At 45.8% G+C, this 16,492-nt stretch carries 11 protein-coding genes; 1 reads left to right on the plus strand and 10 read right to left on the minus strand.

The features are described from left to right. The first annotated feature begins 83 nt into the window (after nucleotides 1–83). A complete protein-coding gene (locus OCV77_RS06030) occupies nucleotides 84–1,430 on the plus strand; it encodes an MATE family efflux transporter (protein ID WP_262574051.1) in 1,347 nt (448 codons plus the stop codon). Here OCV77_RS06030 and OCV77_RS06035 read toward each other — a convergent pair. From OCV77_RS06035 to OCV77_RS06080, 10 genes are all read right to left on the minus strand, one after another. Further along, the gene (locus OCV77_RS06035; RefSeq protein ID WP_262574053.1) at nucleotides 1,396–3,819 is read right to left on the minus strand and encodes an alpha-galactosidase; all 2,424 of its coding nucleotides are present in this window, start codon (nucleotides 3,817–3,819) and stop codon (nucleotides 1,396–1,398) included. The genes OCV77_RS06030 and OCV77_RS06035 overlap by 35 nt on opposite strands. Continuing rightward, a complete protein-coding gene (locus OCV77_RS06040) occupies nucleotides 3,816–5,225 on the minus strand; it encodes a glycoside-pentoside-hexuronide (GPH):cation symporter (RefSeq protein WP_262574055.1) in 1,410 nt (469 codons plus the stop codon). Before OCV77_RS06040 ends, OCV77_RS06035 begins: the two co-directional genes overlap by 4 nt. Continuing rightward, complete coding sequence (locus tag OCV77_RS06045) at nucleotides 5,222–7,696, minus strand: glycoside hydrolase family 2 protein (RefSeq protein WP_262574056.1); 2,475 nt, start codon at nucleotides 7,694–7,696, stop codon at nucleotides 5,222–5,224. Before OCV77_RS06045 ends, OCV77_RS06040 begins: the two co-directional genes overlap by 4 nt. Beyond that, the gene (locus OCV77_RS06050) at nucleotides 7,693–8,271 is read right to left on the minus strand and encodes a TetR/AcrR family transcriptional regulator (protein ID WP_118797790.1); all 579 of its coding nucleotides are present in this window, start codon (nucleotides 8,269–8,271) and stop codon (nucleotides 7,693–7,695) included. Before OCV77_RS06050 ends, OCV77_RS06045 begins: the two co-directional genes overlap by 4 nt. 227 nt (nucleotides 8,272–8,498) lie before the next feature. Beyond that, nucleotides 8,499–9,722 carry an EAL and HDOD domain-containing protein gene (locus tag OCV77_RS06055; RefSeq protein WP_262574057.1) on the minus strand — a complete coding sequence of 408 codons (1,224 nt, stop codon included), beginning with the start codon at nucleotides 9,720–9,722 and terminating at the stop codon, nucleotides 8,499–8,501. Between the two features lie 78 nt (nucleotides 9,723–9,800). Then, the gene (locus tag OCV77_RS06060; protein ID WP_118797788.1) at nucleotides 9,801–11,153 is read right to left on the minus strand and encodes an MATE family efflux transporter; all 1,353 of its coding nucleotides are present in this window, start codon (nucleotides 11,151–11,153) and stop codon (nucleotides 9,801–9,803) included. 5 nt (nucleotides 11,154–11,158) lie between these two features. Further along, nucleotides 11,159–12,586 carry a sugar transferase gene (locus tag OCV77_RS06065; protein WP_118797787.1) on the minus strand — a complete coding sequence of 476 codons (1,428 nt, stop codon included), beginning with the start codon at nucleotides 12,584–12,586 and terminating at the stop codon, nucleotides 11,159–11,161. A 699-nt stretch (nucleotides 12,587–13,285) separates the two neighbouring features. After that, nucleotides 13,286–14,632, minus strand: a complete 1,347-nt coding sequence (gene gdhA / locus OCV77_RS06070) for an NADP-specific glutamate dehydrogenase (protein ID WP_118797775.1) — start codon at nucleotides 14,630–14,632, stop codon at nucleotides 13,286–13,288. A gap of 156 nt (nucleotides 14,633–14,788) precedes the next feature. After that, on the minus strand, nucleotides 14,789–15,250 hold the full coding sequence (locus OCV77_RS06075; RefSeq protein ID WP_262574058.1) for a hypothetical protein: 462 nt from the start codon (nucleotides 15,248–15,250) through the stop codon (nucleotides 14,789–14,791). Nucleotides 15,251–15,366: 116 nt separating this feature from the next. Next, entirely contained in the window at nucleotides 15,367–16,485 is a 1,119-nt protein-coding gene (locus OCV77_RS06080; protein WP_262574059.1) for a Gfo/Idh/MocA family protein, read from the minus strand. Nucleotides 16,486–16,492 lie beyond the last annotated feature (7 nt).

A 16,492-nucleotide genomic window follows, 5' to 3' on the forward strand; every position in this document is an offset into this window, starting at 1 on the left:
TTTTCTTGCTTTTTTTCTCTATTAGTATATGATAATATTGCTTTTGGCTTTTTTCAACGAATTTAGAACTGATGTGAGGTATTATGAAAAAGTATGAAATGAACCTTTGTGAAGGTTCTCTCTTTAAAAAGATCGCCATATTCAGCATTCCCCTGATGTTTTCCAATATCCTTCAGGTGCTTTTCAATATGTCAGACATTGCGGTTGTCGGTAAATTTGCAGGATCACTTGCGCTTGGTTCTGTAGGATCAACCAGTATCCTTGTCACTCTTTTTACCGGGCTTCTGATCGGCTTTGCCGGCGGTATCAATGCCCTGACTGCTCTTTATATCGGCTCTAGGAGTGACAAAGACCTGACTGAAACAGTACATACTGCAGCCATCTTAAGCTTTATCCTCGGCATGCTCCTCATGATCTTCGGCATCCTGTTTACCCCTCAGGTGCTCAGACTCATCAATACCAAGGACGAACTGATAAACGGTGCTGTCCTGTACCTTAGGATCTATCTGCTTGGCATGCCGGCTCTGTCCATGTACAACTTTGGCAATGCGGTGCTGAGTGCTGCAGGCGATACCAGACGCCCCTTATATTATCTGACCTTTGCCGGGATCCTCAATGTGATCCTGAATCTGTTTTTTGTCATCGTATGTAAGCTGGACGTAGCTGGTGTTGCGATCGCCAGCATCAGCTCCCAGTATATTTCTGCCCTGCTGATCCTGCGGCTGCTCCTGAAAACGGACAGCAGCTTTGGCATCACCCTGTCTGCCCTTCATATGACTAGGGATAAGGTGAGGCGTATTCTGTCCATCAGTGTACCTTCTGCCTTTCAGAATACGATCTTTGCAATTGCCAATCTTTTTGTCCAGACCGGCGTCAACTCCTTCGACCATATCATGGTGGAGGGCAATTCCGCTGCCCAGAATGCAGATCCCCTGCTCTATGATCTGATGGCTGCTATTTATACCGCCTGTGCCAGCTTCATTGCCCAGAACTATGGAGCACAGAAAAAGGACAGGGTTCTGAAAAGTTACTTCATCTCCCTGTTCTATTCCTTTATGATCGGTCTTGTTCTGGGATGTGCCCTTTATCTCTTCCGCTATCCTTTCCTGTCCCTGTTTACCAACGACCGCGAGGTTGTAGATGCAGGAATCATCCGGCTTTCCGTCATGGCGCTTTCCTACAGCATTTCTGCATTCATGGACTGTACCATTGCAGCTTCCAGAGGACTTGGCAAAACGATCGTTCCTACCGTTATGGTCATCCTTGGCTCCTGTGTATTCCGTATCATATGGATCTACACCATATTCGCCTATTTTCATACGATCCAGTCCCTGTATCTGCTCTATGCATTTTCCTGGAGCATCACTGCACTGGCACAGATCATTTATTTTGTTATTATTTACCGCCGGATCGGGAAACAGCCTCTCTGATCCCTGTTCCTTCTGCAGGCGCTGCCTCCTCTATCAGGAAAATACGTGCATCATAATCCTGATAAAAGGCCGTATTTCCTTCAAAGCCAGTTCCCTGATATCCACTGGCAAGAGGAATCCCCGCTTTGTTCAGGATACTTCCTGTCACGATATGGTCTTCCTTTTCTCCATCAAGCTGTACCAGATGAGATAACGCCCCATGAAGCAGGGAATCCTGTTTCACCGGAATGGGTGATACGGTATTGATCAGATCCCCCATTCTCCGGATATCATATTTAAGGCTTCTGTTATAAACATGATATATTCTGTCCTCCAAAAGTCCCCTGGTCTTCAGATATCTGTGGGAATAATTGGGGAGCACCTGATTCTGGAACGTGATCCCGACTGCCCTTGTTCCATCCGGGCTTACGATATTCCATCTCACAGCCTCCGTATCAAACCTTCCCTTTGCCGCATGCCCCTTAAGCCGGTAGAACTGTCCAAACTGCAGGACCTCTCTCCATTCCTTATAAAGCTTTACTTCTTCCCTGATTTCAGCAAGTTCTCCTGCGGACAGGTCACTTAAGTTACACTCATATCCAAGAACACCTGCACACGCTATGGCAAACCGGCTCTCCAGAGGGATTCTTCGAAGAGTCTGATGATTTGGACTTGCCGATACATGAGCTCCCAGTACCGATTGGGGATAGCCGTAGCTGTAGCCATTCTGGATCCTGGCCCGCTGCAGTGCATCCGTACAGTCACTGGCCCAGATCTGTGGCATATAGCAAAGCATGCCAAGATCAAACCGGTTGCCGCCAGAAGCACAGCCTTCAAAGAGGATCTTGGGAAAACGCTCTGTCAGCTCCCGGATCACCCGGTAAAGTCCAAGCACGTACCGATGGGCAAAGATGCCCTGCTCCTCTGCCGGCAATGCCTGACTGTAATAATCGGAAAAGTTCCGGTTCATGTCCCATTTCACATAATCAGCCCTGCTTCTCGTGAATACCCCTGTCATTTCCCGGATCAGATATTCCTGTACCTCTTCCCTCGTCAGATCAAGGAGAAGCTGATTTCTTCCCCTCGCCGGTTCAGTACCGGGGACTGTCACTGCATAGTCCGGATGTGCTCTGTACAGCTCTGAATTTTCACTGACCATCTCCGGCTCTACCCAGATCCCAAACTTCATGCCCATGGCATGAATCCTCTCGGAAAGTCCGGCAAGCCCACCTGGAAGCTTTTCGGTATTGTCTTTCCAGTCGCCAAGCGCTTCTTTGTCAGAATTTCTCTTTCCAAACCATCCATCATCCAGTACAAACAGTTCAATTCCCGCTTTTGCCGCCTCTTTCGCCAGCTTCAGTACCTTTTTCTCCCTCACATCAAAATACATGGCTTCCCATGAATTAATGAGGATCGGACGCTCCTTTTTTTTCCAGTATCCCCTGACAATATGCTCCCTGACAAAGGCATGCATATGGAGACTGATCTGCTGATAGCCGCCGTCCGAAAACGTCTGTACCGCCTCAGGACTGCAGAAGCTCTCTAAAGGCTGCAGGGTGATTTCCAGAAATTCAGGATGGATCCCGGAAAGGAAACGTGCCCTTCCATGCCCGCCGATCTCCAGTGTTTCCTGGTGGTTTCCAGAATAAAGCAGGTTAAATCCATAACACTGTCCATAGGTTTCGGAAAGTTCTGTTTCTCCAAAAATTATGAAAGGATTGGCTTTGTTTGAAGAAGTGCCGCCACCGGATTCCACCGTAAACCTTGATGCGGACAGGATAGTTTCCACAGGCTCCATCTCTCTCGCCCATTCTCCGGAAAAGCTTAAGATCTTCTGCTGTCCATCTGTCCTCACATCAAGCTGTGTACTCATCAGCCGGAGAATACGCACCGGCTCTTCTCCTTCATTCCTCACTCTGGCAAAGCGGGTGATACAGTCGCACTCTTCAAAGACACTGTAAACCAGCTCCAGTACTGTCCGGCTTTTCTGATCCCGCAGAACAATAACCAGGGAGCTGCCCTCCTGTTCCTCCTCTTTGTATGCCCCAGGCAGACCATCCGGCTGTTCCTTTATCCTTTCTATCCGAAAGCTTTCAAACCGGAAATCACTGCTCCTGCTTCCATCCGCATACACAAGCTCGATCATGGGTTGTCCCAGATCTCCCCTTCCACGGGAGGAAGCTTCCTGGCACCAGTCATCCAGAGAAACCGTGCTTTCCTTCTGGTCAGCGATGATACTGCAGCCGTTCTGATTGGATATCACCGGGATCATGGCATCTATCCCGTCCTCCGTCAGAAACAGCTTTTCCCCATAATAGAGATGCGTCAGAAATCCTGCCGGATCTACATAAAACAGATAGCTGGTATGGTCTGTTTCAATCAAAAATCTTCCATTATTTTCTGTGATCATCGTATATCCCCTTTCCTTCTCTGCAGCTCTTCTGTGATCTCTCTAAGCTTCTCATCAGTCAGCATATATTTTCTGGTAAAGATAAAAACTGCTATCAAAAGACCAGCAATCGGAAGTACTGTCATTGTCATCCTGAGAACCGCCACAGAAGACGCACCTGCTGCAGCTGCCTCTGCTGCCGAGGTATCCTGACTGATATGGCTGATGCTGAGGCAGATGGATGCGATCATAGCCGCCACACCACTTGCCAGCTTTACCACAAAGGTCTGCATGGAAAAGATCACACTTTCATCTCTTCTGCTGTTTTTCAGTTCCCCATAATCTACTGTATTGGCAAGAAATACCGTTGTAAGCACGGTCAGCATACCAAAGGCCATAAATACAAAGAACCCGGGAATCAGCAGAAGATACACATTTCTGACTCCCATAAACATCTGGATAAGCAATACAGCATAGCCGCCTACAGCCATCACAAAGCTCACATAAAACACCTGCAGTGCACTGAGCAACTTCCGGAGCAGCGGATAAAACAGCATCATGGACAGGATCTGCACACCACCACCAAAGGTATTAAACAGCACATAACCTGCATTCCAGTTTGCACCACCGATATCATATTTAAAGAAATAGATCAGCAGATTGGAGGTAATATACAGGGAACAGTTGATCAGTACAATCGTGATCACTACCGTCATTGCCTGGTCATTTTTAATCAGTGCCTGGAACATCTTCCCAATAGAAGGAGCTTCCATATCCACTGTTGATTTTTCTTTGATATTGATACAGGTAAGAACCAAAAGTACAACAAAAAGGATCGCGACCACAAGGGCGAACCACTGGAAACCGTACCGTTCAATCTCTCTTTCTGTCATATGAGAATGTCCGATTCTTCCAAGCAGCGGCACACAGATCATAGTAACCACTGTAATCAGTGCCGAGCCGACACCAGCACAGGAACGTGCTATGGTCGTCAGGTTCTCTCTTTCCTTTCCTCCCTCTGTAAAGGCAGGGATCATAGACCAGAAGGGAATATCCATCATGGTATATGTCACACCCCAGAGGATATAAAATACAGCTGCATAGGCGATCAGTCCGTTTCCGGAAAGAGCGGGCGGTGCTGCGAACATCAGATACAGTACTACCGCATTCAGGCAGGTACCAATCAGCAGCCAGGGTCTGAACCGTCCCCATCTGGTTCTGGTCTTTGCCACGATCACACCCATGACCGGATCGTTAAAGGCATCAAAAATACGGGCTGCCATCAGGATCACCCCCATGGCAAAGGCACTGACCCCCAGGATATCCTGATAATAATAAAGCACGTAGCTGGCAGACAGCATATACACCATATCCTTGCCTACTGCACCAAGTCCATAAGAAATCGTTTCCTTTTTTGAAAGCTTCATTGCAATACCTCCTTCTCTACCGTAAAATCAATCCGCATTTCTCCGAACAGCCCGCTGCTCAATATAAGCACAGCTCTGCCCTCTTCGCCTGTCGTTCTGACATAGACACCGCCCATACCTCCATTTAAACTGATCATCTCCGGTCCGATCAGTGCTATTGGGCCTTCTGTGCGCAGTTTCAGTGCTTCCTGACAGAAGCATAACATATCTCCATACTCACTTTCTGCCATCAGCCTGATCTCTGCCACATCATAGGTATCTCCGATCACCAGATGATTGTCTGATACTCTGGTCTTGAGATGAGGCTGTCTCGCCGGTCCTTTCCGCACTGTGAAAACGACCACACCATCCTTCACTGCTTCAAAACGATATTCTGTCGCGATACCGCCCCAGTTTCCAATATATTTATTATAAAGTTCTACCGCATCCTGCATCTTCATTCCCCGAAACAGCACACACTTGAGTGCCATCAGGATCGTTCCAAATGGAATATGGTTTAGTCCGTTTTTCGCAATGGAAAGCAGCACTTTTTTTACATCTGCTGCCTTTTCCTTCGAAAAGCCTTCCTTCGTTTCCAGCAGATCTCCTATGAAATCATCCAAAAGAATGGGACCGTGTGGAAGGTTTCTGAAAGGAGAATCCCCTGTTTCAAAGGTTCCCACCAGCTCTTCATTTTTATATACCCGGATACTGTCTGCATTGGTCACTGCATACACATTCCGGATCAGGCTGGCCGGATATTCGCCGATATCCATGGAAGAAGATATCTTAAGTACCGTTTCTTCTTCCCCCTGGCTCTGATAAAGCGCTGCAGCAAGCTTGGGATTCCGGAAGGCATCCATGACGCCGTGGTAACAGATCCTGTCACCACTGCCGAAGTCCTTGTGGGTATTGTAATCGAACATGCACCAGCCAAAGCCCCCGGCAATATCCTCTTCCCCATAATAGGCATCCATGACTCTGGCATGACGCAGCATATGCTCTGTCCTGTGTCCCTCACTGTCAAAGGTTTTGGTCGGATACATATGTCCATTGTATTCACTGATCAGATATCCTTTTTCAGGATCCGGTGTTACTGCCTTCTTTTTCCTGCAGCCTCTGTTGTTCCCTTCATGCGAAAAGTCATTGAAAGCATAAACATCCTCAAGCAGGGAGCTTTTCTGCAGATATCTTACTCCACTGGTCTGCCTTCCAGGATCCAGGCGATGTGCTGTCTCATTGGTCCTGTGGTAAAAAGGATCATTGTCCTCCGATTCATTGATCCGCACACCCCACAGGATAATAGAAGGATGATTCCGGTACTGCAATATCATTTCTTCTGTGTTCTTCACAGCCTGCTCCTGCCATTTCTCTCCTCCCACATACTGCCAGCCCGGAATTTCTGTAAATACCAGAAGGCCGATCTTATCGCATCTGTCAATGAAATGCTGTGACTGGGGATAGTGGGAGGTTCTGACAGCATTCACTGAAAGCTCCTGTTTCAAAATATCCGCATCCTGTCTCTGCATGGAAGCCGGCATTGCATATCCCACATAGGGATAGCTCTGGTGCCTGTTTAATCCTCTGATCTTCAGTTTCTTGCCGTTCAGATAAAATCCATCCTTCCGAAACTCAGCTTCCCGGAAGCCGATCCGGACATCATAGGTGTCAAGCAGCTTTCCTTCCCGATAGAGTTCTGTCCTGAAAAGATAAAGGAACGGATCTTCAGGAGACCACAGCTTCACCCCTTCTACCTCATGTACGAGCTCATTTTTCGTAAGCAGGTAAATACCGGATGTCGGTCCTTCCTCTGTCTGCTCTGTAAAAAGAAGGCTCTGTCTGATCATAAGTCCTTCTATCTGCAGCTTTTCCTGCCAGTCCTCCCAGTTATCCTGAGAAAGCCGCCGGATCTCCTCCCCTGTATCCAGTGTGATCTCACTGGAAAGTACCGGCTTTTCTTCCATTACCTTTTCTGTTCTGGCAAACACATCTGTGATACAATACTTTTCTCTGATATCCAGATAAACTTCCCGATATAGTCCGCCAAAGGTCATATAATCAATAGCTCTTCCAAAGGGCGGCAGATCCTGGCTCTCCCTGCTATCCACCTCGATCAGAAGGACATTTTCCATTCCCTGACGGATCCCTGCCGTCAGCTCTGCCTGGAATGCTGTGTAGCCACAGAAATGCTCCGTCAGCAGAATGCCATTCAGATAAACCCTGGCACTGTGGCCTGCCGCTTCGATATTCAGAAAGATCCGTTTTCCTTCCCAGTCCTTTTCCGGTACAAAGCATTTTCTGTACGCACAGTGCTTCTGGTAGATGCTTTCGTCAAAATAATGAAGCGGTGTGACAGCAACTGTATGTGGCAGTTCTACCTCTGTCCCTTCCGGAAACCCAGCTGTTTCCTTTTCACACAAAGCCAGCGTATATTCTTCAAAAAAAGACCATCCTCTGTTCCAGTAGATCCTGTTTTCCCTGTTTCTGTTCATTGCCTTTCCTCCTTCATGCCATGGATCAGTACCTGTATCATTTCCTGCAGTGCTTCTTCATAGCTGATCCCGCTTTCTATCAGTACATTGCTGGCAAAGAAATGGCTGATCGTCCCTTCCAGCATACTCTTGATGATCGGTATGGACACCGGTCTTACCTCTCCTCTATCAATCCCCTGCTCGATCAGTGAGATCGTTGCATCCCAGTCCGTATCCAGATACTGCTCCACGCTCCGGTAGACATGAGGGTATTTTTCCTTTAACTGATACAGATTGCTCAGTCCGATATTCTGATATTTCTCAGGAAGCACTACCATTATCTTCTCGATCTTTTCTATGATGGAAAGGGAGGGATCCTTTACAATCTCCTGCTCACTGCGTTTAATATCCCGAAAGCAGTAATCTGCCAGGGCAAGCAGCATGGCTTCCTTGCTTTCATAAATGGTATACAGTGTTTTCTTGCTCATGGTAAGACGCCCTGCCACGTCATTCATGGTGAATTTCAGTCCTTTTTCTGCAAACTCCGCTATGGCCGCATTCAGTATCTTTTCCTGTATCTCTGTAATCTTTTCCATTCGCTTTCCTTCCTGTCATTGATCCTCTTCTGGTTTAGATCCTTTTTGTTGGAAACCAGATTTCATTTTATGGTTTCCTTATTGGTAAAAAGAAAACCCGGAAACTCATTTCGGTTTCCGAGTTTTCTATATTATATCAAATTCTGCATTCTTGTTCTATCGGCATATTTCCTTAAAATCAGTTGCTGTTTTTAGGCATTTCTACAATGCCTGTCTGTTAGCTTCTTTTATTTTGCAAAAAGATCACGATACCACTTCAGAGAATCCACATACGCATTGTATACACTATTCATATCAATGTTGCGAAGGATCATCTGTCTAGAAACCTCCTGCCAGGATGCTCTTTCATAATGTTCAATGAAGTCAAGAACCTCTGCCAGTTCTCCCTTATCGTCAATCAGAGCCTCTCTGATATTCTTCGATACCTTGACCATATCCAGTGCCTCATCCATAGGCTTATCCAGAATCAGATCCAGAACGGAGAACAGTCCCATCAGGAACAGTTCAGAAGAATGTCCTGCCATCTCAAAAGCCGGTGCCAGATTCTCCGCAAATTTAGCACGCAGCAGAGAAAGCCTTGTCACTTCATTCGGCTTATCTGCGCAGAGCTCACTTGTCACTGCTGTGTTGATCCACTTCTTCAGTTCCTTCTGACCCAGCATGGCTGCTGCATGCCTGATCGAGGTGATCCCCGAATTCACTGTCATTCTGTTTACCATCTTCAGAAGCAGAATGACAAGTGCCGTATCACGTCCGATAATATCTGCTGCCTTCGTCAGGTCAAAATCATCATCATTGACTATATTCAGCAGTTCAATATAATTCACCTTCAAAGGAGAAACCTCTTCCTGACCTCTGGTAACAGGAATGCGGTAGAACTCTCCTTCATACAGTGTATACCCTCCATCCTTACGCAGGGTATCAAACTCTTCCTGTGTATTGACATTGACTGCACATAGCTTGATATTCGGATATATCTTACTGAAATAAATCTTGGCCTTACTGATATCGATCTTCTTATGGTCAAGGAAGATATAATCCATCAGGCTCAGCACTTCCCTGTATATTTCAAACCTGGCTACTGGCAGCTTCTTCATGGCAAGCTGATATCCATCAGCCTTCAGTGCCTTCAGTCTGTCAATGTACATTTTCTCCGGTAGTACAGTATTGTCACAAAGCAGGATCAGTCTTTCATGATCCACACTGCACTGGCTGTTAATATCTGCAAAAAGAGAAATATTATTGACCTCTACAAAAACATCCTTATCTGCAGACAGTGTCTCAATCCCCATTCCCTGAATGATATCAAGACCAGCAATCACACCAATGCCATCATAGCTGGCTGTTCCAAGAAAACTGGGATCCAAAAAGGAATTTCTCTTCTGGGCAAATAAGGAATATGCCCTGACGGCTATATTTTCATCAAATAAAGGTATTAACGTTGCAAGCATATGTTACCCTCCTGTTAGATAAATCTATTTTACTCTATCTGCGCCTTTTTTTCAAATTTTTTATATGGTCTTTTTGGCTCAGATCTTAATCTTTGTCCATTTCCCTGCCCGGAATCTGGTGGAGGCAAACAGGAATCTGGATACCTGGTCTCCAAGGACACCCATCCAGATACCGATAATACCAAAGCCAAACACATAGCCTCCAAGATAAGATACCAGCGTTCTGATCAGAGTCACACTGATCGTCGAAGCAGCTGCTGTGTAAAGTGTATCTCCGGCTCCCCTCAGGCATCCCATATAAACCACCTGGGAAATCTGGAAAATGACGACAAAAATGATCACATACATGATATGGACACCGATCGTAATGATCTCCTCTTCTTCAAAAAACAGGCGCATCAGTGGCTCTGCCCCAAAGAAATAAATGGCCACCAGACATACAGAGATCACCATTCCAAGCATCCTGCAGATACTGCCATATTCCTTTGCCAGCCTTTCATCTCCTTCACCAAGGCTTCTCCCGATCAGTGCCACTGCTGCTGCCTGTAGTCCATCTCCGAAGGAAAAAGAAAGTCCCATGATATTCATGCCAACCTGATGTGCTGCCATAGCTGCCGTTCCCTGCCCAGCTGCCATCACTGCCGTAAGCATAAAACCAACCCTCATCAGAACCTGTTCAAAAAATACACTGTAGCCGACCTTTACAATATGTACAAAGCTCTGCCAGGACGGCATGATCCTTTTTTCCATAATATAAGGCAGACTGATAAAGCCTTCCTTTTTCCGTATGGAAAGAATACTCATAATGCAGGCAACTACCGTTCCTAGAACAGTAGCAAGTGCTGCACCCTGAATTCCAAGCGCCGGGAATCCCAGGTGTCCGCCAATCAGCAGATAATTGAAAATAATGTTCACCGTATTGGAAGTCACATTGGTGCGCATGGTGATCTTTGTATTGCCGGCACCTCTCTGCGCCGCATTGATGCCCATCTGTACACAGTTAAAGATCATGCCTCCCATAACGATCCGGAAATAGGCAACTGCACTGTCATGAGTTTCCGCATTGGATCCACACAGGCTGATGATCGGTCCTGCAAATACCACAAACAGAATACTCAGTATGACAGCCGCCGCTATGATAAAAACAATCACCGTACTCAGGATCCTGTTGGCATCCTCCTGCTTCTGTTCTCCTCTTCTTCTGGCAACAAGTGCCGAGATTGCCACATTCACTGCAAAAAATAAAGACAGCCCCATAAACTTTGGCTGTGTCGTCAGTCCGATTGCAGCAACTGCATAGGATCCAAGTGAACTGACCATCAGGGAATCAATCAATCCCGCAAATGCTACAAAAAACGATTCAATAATAGAGGGCCACGCCATGTTCATGGTGACTCTGATATTTTCCTTCTGATATGCTACCTTTTTCATACTGCTTATTTGGCTCCGCTCTCCTTAAATACGGCCAGTACGGTCTTAAGTAATATCTTCACGTCCAGCATAAAGGACCAGTTATCAATATACTCTACATCCAGCCGTACAATCTCTTCAAAGTCCGTAATATCACTCCTTCCACTGACCTGCCACATACCGGTCAGTCCGGGACGGAAACTCAGTCTCTTCTTATGATAAGGGCTGTAATGCTTGAACTCATCCAATGTCGGCGGTCTTGTTCCCACAAGACTCATATCCCCCTTCAGAATATTCAGAAACTGTGGAAACTCGTCCAGGCTTGTCTTCCTAAGGAATTTTCCCACCTTCGTAATTCTTGGATCATTCTCCATCTTAAACATCAGACCGTTCATTTCATTCTGTGCCATCAGTTCCTTTTTGCGCTCTTCTGCATCCGCATACATGGATCGGAACTTGTACATCTTAAATACACGTCCGTTCCTGCCTACTCTTTTCTGTGCAAAAAAGACAGGTCCCGGCGATTCCAGCTTGATCAGAGGTGCCACAAGGACCGTCAGTACAAGCAGGATCACACAACCCACCAGCGCACCGGCCAGATCCATCACCCTTTTCAGGATCAGCTGTCCTATCGGTGCCACCCGGTTTGCATAGGTAACTGCATAAAAGCTTCCAAACTGGGAAAGCGCCTTTTGGCTGGCACTTGCAAGCTCCGGCACCGGAATCTCATAATGAACGGTAATTCCCATTTCTGCCATAGTCTCCAGAATGGGAAGCATATCCTTCCTGCGTTTATTCTCAACAACTACGATCACTTCATCCAGAGATGCCATCTGACAGTATTCGATCAGATGCTCAAAGTCTGCCACGACTGGAACACCGGAGATTTCTCCCTCTGTCCACAGCGGTGTACTCTCTGCGATAGGAACAATTCCTGTCAGATCATAGCTGAAATCCTTCATCCCCTTCATGGTTTCCACCAGCATCGCAGCATTCTCCTCATCTGCCACAAGCAGGATCTTACGCTGTTCAAAGATCCACTGATACAGGGAGGGCATCATCTTTTTCCATAATTGATGAACCAGAAACATCAGTACACAGTTGAACACCGGGAACAGAAAGAGAACCAGTCTGGAATAGGCATCCAGCAGGTTGAAAAAGTACAGGATCACCGCTGCCCCGCCAAACATGATCAGGTTATTCCTGACAATCCCCGCCAGTTCATGCAGCGGTCCTCTCAGGAACATATTCCGGTTGGTATTACGAAGAAGGTTCATGGCAAGATAGACCACAAGACAGGAGCCAAGCAGCATCCCAAAGTCCATCCTCGCATTATCACTTTCAAAAAGTCTCTTATTTCTGATATAGTTAGCCAGAATCAGACTGACAAAAATACAGACACAATCAGCAGATAAGATCAGCAGCGTCTGCAATTTTGATTTACGTTGATACATAATGGATTAATCTCCCAAACGGTATTTAAATTATTTATCCTTATTGTCTACTATTCTGCATGGATTGTCAAATCGAATTCATTCAGATCTCAATTCTACGTATAGTCCCACTGCATGATACCATCATTCCGCTGGTTCAATATCAGTTGGAACAGAACCGTATAAACCGTCATTCCTAAGCCGTCACTATGGCTTTACTTGATTTTTCAAAACAGATATGCTATATTATACCTAAGAAAAGGGAAAGCCACAGAAGCGGCTCTACCCTCAAAGTAATTGACTGTTACTTAATAACAGCCGTCAACTATTCGTGGTAGTTGGCGGCTATTTTCGTTTCCACTTGAAGATTGTGTAACACAACCCGACAAGGGCGCAAATGAATATACAAAACTGAATCATATCAGAATATGTAACCATTGGCAACGCCCTCCTTTCTTTCGTCTGGAGGGTAGCCCCTCCGATAAAGAGGGTAAGCCGCCCGGCTCTGTGGTTTTCCATATCGGCAGTATAGCACATCTTCTCCAGTCATTCAAGGCATCCGGATTTGCATTGTTTCTTTCCGAAAATATTGTGTGTTCCACTTGTAACCCACCTGTGTACTTCGACCTCATTTTAACTGCTTTTATCTCTGGTTTATAAACAATTCTGACAATTAAAAAAGCCCGGAAACATCACGTTTCCGGGACTTCTTAATGCTTACTATACAATACCCTGGGCGGTCATAGCATCTGCAACCTTCAGGAAGCCTGCTATGTTTGCACCAGCTACATAGTTGCCATCAAGGCCATACTTCTTAGCTGCATCATCCAGATTGTGGAAGATATTAACCATGATTCCCTTCAGCTTGCTGTCAACTTCCTCGAATGTCCAGGAAAGTCTCTCGGAGTTCTGGCTCATTTCAAGTGCAGAAGTAGCAACACCACCGGCGTTGGAAGCCTTACCAGGTGCAAACAGAACACCATTCTTCTGGAGATATTCAGTAGCTTCAATTGTTGTAGGCATGTTAGCACCTTCAGCTACTGCGAAGCATCCGTTAGCAACCAGTGTCTTGGCATCCTCAAGAGACAACTCGTTCTGTGTTGCACAGGGAAGTGCGATATCAACCTTAACACTCCACTGATTGGTTCCTTCAGCCTTCTTATCATGATACTCTGCGCTCTTTCTTGCTGCAGCGTACTCTGTCAGTCTTGCTCTCTTCACTTCCTTGATTTCCTTCAGAAGTGCTACATCGATTCCTTCGGGATCATAGATCCATCCGGTAGAATCAGAACAGGTAACAACCTTTGCACCAAGCTGCTCTGCCTTCTGGATTGCGTAGATTGCTACATTACCAGCTCCGGATACAGCAACGGTCTTGCCTGCGATATCCTTGCCGTTTGACTTTAACATCTCTTCTGTGAAATATAACAGACCATAACCTGTTGCCTCTGTTCTTGCAAGAGATCCACCATAGCTTAAGCCCTTACCGGTAAGAACACCTTCATAAAGACCTTTGATTCTCTTGTACTGTCCATACATATATCCGATCTCTCTTGCTCCGGTTCCAATATCACCGGCAGGAACATCGGTATCTGCTCCAATGTGTCTGTAAAGCTCTGTCATAAAGCTCTGGCAGAATGCCATGATCTCTCTGTCAGATTTACCCTTGGGATCAAAATCAGATCCGCCCTTGCCGCCGCCAATAGGAAGTCCGGTAAGAGAGTTCTTAAAGATCTGCTCAAAGCCAAGGAACTTGATAATACCAAGGTTTACACTGGGATGCAGTCTTAAACCGCCCTTGTAAGGTCCGATAGCACTGTTAAACTGTACACGGAACGCATTGTTTACATGAACCTGTCCCTTGTCATCAACCCAGGGAACTCTGAAAAGGATCTGTCTTTCAGGAGTTACAAGTCTCTCCAGTAAAGCATCCTTTCTGTATGCTTCCTCATTTGCTTCAATAACAACTCTAAGAGATTCCAAAACCTCTTTTACCGCCTGGTGAAACTCAGGCTGGGCAGGGTTCTTTTCCACTACCATCTGAAATACTTCATCAACATATGACATTGTAATATGTCCTCCTTTTGTGTATGTTTGTACTTCTGATTACTTTTTTTGTATTATATATCATGTCAAAAAAAAGCACAATACACTTTATGCAATTAAATCGGAAAAGTTTTTTCGTACTTTTTTTAGTAAAAAAACTGACTGTTTTCTTTTCTTCTACAGGTAAACTTTCAGACTCTGAATACATTTTTCTTCAAAATCCATCAGTTCCTTAGCTACTTCTACTGACTCTTTTCCCGCATTTTTATGATGGTTCATGATCTTCCACATATCCGTAAGTCCCCGGTTATTCCCTTTTATCATCAGCTCCGCAATATGGCTTGTACTGTCATTCAGCATGGTATTTCCTGTAATCGCACTTTTCAGCATCAGTTCCTGGAAACCACTGCTCTGATAGCTTTTTACCTGCTCCTTCATCAGGCATTTTGTAGCCTCCTGATAAAGAGACTGGTATCCCATCTCCTGCTGTCTGACAACCATGGCCAGATCATTGTCATAAATCTTATTTCCGATCATGGATGCCGCCTGCATAGCCATCTGTGTATTCTTCTGCACTTCCTGCAATACCCTTGCATCATCTTCGTTCATTCCGTTTCCCTGCCTTCCTTTCACCTTCATTCTGCTCTGCTGAGATCTCGCCTTCACGTTTGGCGACGGAGCGATATTTCCTGTGGAGTAAAAAAACAGAGTGAAGATATCTTCACTCTGTTTTAGTATTTCCTGTATATCATATTTTATTCCGGACTCTGTAATTCCGCATCCTGTTCTTCCTGGACAGGACTTTCTCCGCCTGCAGGCTGTTCCGCAGTTTCGCTCTGGCTTTCAGGCTGTTCCACGGTTTCGCTCTGGCTTTCAGGCTGTTCAGCAGCATCTTCTTCAAAAGGATAACGGATTCCCCACTGTTTTCTCAGCTCATCCATGATCCTCATGATACGGATTGTCTCACTGTGAGGCATCTGTACGCATTCCAGTTCTTTATTATCCAGAGCCTTCAGGCAGGCCTCTACCTCATACTCATAACCGCTGATCTGCTTGGGACGCATATAAGCGGCAATCTGCTTATAGGAATCATCATAAACACGGATTGCTTCAAAATTGTTGATATTGTCAATAACAGCGAATCCCTTTGTTCCATAGATCACACCTTTTCTGTCACTCAGGGATACAATTGAACTGTTCAACACTGCAACCTTACCATCCGTGTAGCGGATCGTGATACTGTTCTGCTCATCTACACCTGTCTCTGTATAAGTACAGGAGGAATCTATTCCTTCTATGCCCGTACCAAACAGCATGGCTGCCAGATTCAATGGGTAAACACCAACATCCAGAAGTGCACCACCTGCCAGAGACGGCTCTTTCAGCCTAGGCTTATCGCCTACAACATAGCCGAGGTTTGCTGTCAGAGTCTTAAGCTCACCAATAATGCCGCTTCCAAGAACCTCCTGAATCGTAGTTACCATTGGCATATAGCGGATCCACATTGCTTCCGTAATGAATACTTCTTTTTCTCTTGCCAGAGAGATCAGCTCCTGTGCCTGCTGTGCATTTGCTGTAAATGCCTTTTCACACAGTACCGGCTTTCCATTCAGGATACAGAGTCTGGCATTTTCATAATGTTCTGAATGAGGAGTAGCAATATAGATCAGGTCTATTTTCTTATCAGAAACCAGATCTTCATAGGAATCATAAGCCTTCTTACAGCCATACTTTGCCGCAAAGGCATCTGCTTTGACTCTTGTCCGGGATGCTACTGCATACAGCTTCACACCCTTCATCTTTTTAATCGTATCAGCCATAATACCGGCTATATTACCGGTTCCCATAATACCGATATTGTACTTCTCAAACATAAGCATT

The organism is Suilimivivens aceti (genome assembly GCF_025567405.1).
Classification (GTDB): domain Bacteria; phylum Bacillota; class Clostridia; order Lachnospirales; family Lachnospiraceae; genus Suilimivivens; species Suilimivivens aceti.